The organism is Nocardioides furvisabuli, assembly GCF_021083185.1.
Classification (GTDB): domain Bacteria; phylum Actinomycetota; class Actinomycetes; order Propionibacteriales; family Nocardioidaceae; genus Nocardioides; species Nocardioides furvisabuli.
Map to the genome: position 1 here is coordinate 1 of NZ_JAIGQB010000023.1, position 1,441 is coordinate 1,441.

The following is a 1,441-nucleotide window of genomic DNA, read 5'->3' on the forward strand; positions in this document are numbered from 1 at the left end:
TGTGATGTCTCAGGACATGGGTGACAGTTCTGTATCAGGACATCGGTGACAGTTCATGTCTCAGGACTTCGGTGACACTTCAGCGGTCTTGGGGCGGGGGCCAGGGCGTCGGCCGTTGCCGACGTAGGTCACCCCGGGCGCTGGACGTGTGTGCTGGGCGAGAATCTCGCCGTCGAGGTCGGTGATGGTGAGGGCATCGCCGTCGGTGACCACCAGGACGTGCTGGAGTCCGTATCGGCCTGCGACCAAGTAGGTGACGGAGTCCAAACGGAAGGTGCCCGCGGTGCTGAGTCTCTTCATCGTTGTGCCCTCAGGAAGGTCCACGGGCTGCTGTACTCGGGGTCGCCGGGAGGCGGTGGCCACCGGTGGCTCGAAGCGCGGCCGGTCGAGTCTGGGGCGTGGCGGATCAGCCGTGGTTGTCGCGTCCCACGCTGCTTGGGGTGTCACTCGACCCGGCAGGCCCTGATGAGGCCGTTGGGTGTTGTAGATCCGGTCAAACACGTCGACCTGTATCTGCAGCTCGGCCAGAGTGTCGGCCAGTGGCTGCTTGTCGAGGTAGCGGAACAGCGTCTGGTGGAAGCGTTCGTTCTTGCCCTGGGTGGTGGGTTTGTAGGGCTTGCCGGTGATCGGCTCGACGCCCAGTCGTGACACGTGCACGACGAGTTGGCCGAGGTAGCCGCGTCGCGACGGGTTCAGCGCAATCCCGTTGTCGGACAGCAGCCGCTGCGGTACTCCGTGGGCGGCGAGGGCCTTGTCGAACACCGCGATGGCTGCCTCGGACGTTTCTCCCGATGCGACGTGGGACGCGAGGGCGTAGCGGGAGTGGTCGTCGATGAGCTGGAAGATCACACACGTCCGCCCGCCAGTGAGCACGTACTCGGTGGCGTCGAGCTGCCAGCACGCGTTCGGTGCGGGGTAGACGAACCGGCGCCATGCCGAGCGGGGCTTCTTCCTCGGCTCGAGCCGCGCCACCCCGGCTTCGCGGAAGATCCGAGCCAGCGATGCCACCGATGGCACCGGGTCCAGACCCATCGCGTGCATCTTGTCGTGCACGCTGATCGGTCCGTGGTCCAGACCTGAGGACTCCAGCGCAGCACGAACACCGAGCGCCTGCTGCACGACCTCATCGGTGATCTTGGTCGGACTGGACCTCGGTCGCCGGCTACGGGGCTCAAGAGCCGCGCCCGCGCCGTCGGCACGGACCCTGGCCCGGATCGCGTAGAACGTCTTGCGCGAGATCCCATGCTCAGCGCAGAACGTGGTCACCGCTCCGCGCGGCGCATCGTCTGGCCACTGGGTGATCGCGAGACGGGCACGAGGATCAACGGGCTCATTGGTGGTCGGCACCGCCCCAGCCAGCCAGAAGTGTCACCACCAAACACCCCCTTCGTGTCACCAATGTCCTGATACAGAACTGTCACCGATGTCTTGAAACACGACA

1 pseudogene is annotated in these 1,441 nt (G+C 65.6%); it reads right to left on the reverse strand.

From position 1 onward, the window contains the following. Positions 1-402: 402 nt before the first annotated feature. Positions 403-1,347: pseudogene (locus K4G59_RS19715) on the reverse strand (integrase core domain-containing protein); the annotation flags it as partial. Positions 1,348-1,441: the final 94 nt, after the last annotated feature.